At 48.4% G+C, this 483-nt stretch carries 1 protein-coding gene; it reads right to left on the bottom strand.

What is annotated here, in order from left to right:
- Nucleotides 1-337 (bottom strand): protein adenylyltransferase SelO family protein (locus A3730_RS29590; protein ID WP_197477387.1); only part of this gene is annotated, 337 nt, incomplete at its 3' end.
- Nucleotides 338-483 lie beyond the last annotated feature (146 nt).

Raw genomic sequence — 483 nt, 5'->3', positions numbered from 1 at the left:
CTTCCCCCAAGAGCAAAGACCTTGCATCACCAATACGATCGTTGAATACCCCATGGCGATGTCCTGCATACTTTTGTGCCAACGGAGACATACCCGGTAAGAGGATGCTTCCAGAATGCAGGTTTTTCAACGTTGAAACGCCTTCAACATGGGTCCGGAGCTGCTGAACATCGAGTTGCAATAAACGTAGGGCCATAGGAGAAATATCAATCAACTCTTCCACAGGTGACCATTCTGGCGCCTGGGCTGACCACAGCATGGGGGGAAGGGACTTCCAGGCATTGGCTATCGAGAGAACTGCCCACGGGTTATCTTGCTTATCAGGAAGTTCAAGCATATTTCCTTCTCACAACAATAAAAAAGCCGCCCTGAGGGCGGCAATAAGACGTCAAGACAGACGACCAGGAGAAATCATTCAGAAAAAACCAAGCGGATTGGTATCGTAGCTGACCAGCAAGTTCTTTGTTTGCTGATAATGGTCAA

It is taken from the genome of Alcanivorax sp. HI0044 (genome assembly GCF_001634945.1).
This window is presented reverse-complemented; position numbering and strand designations above follow the sequence as displayed.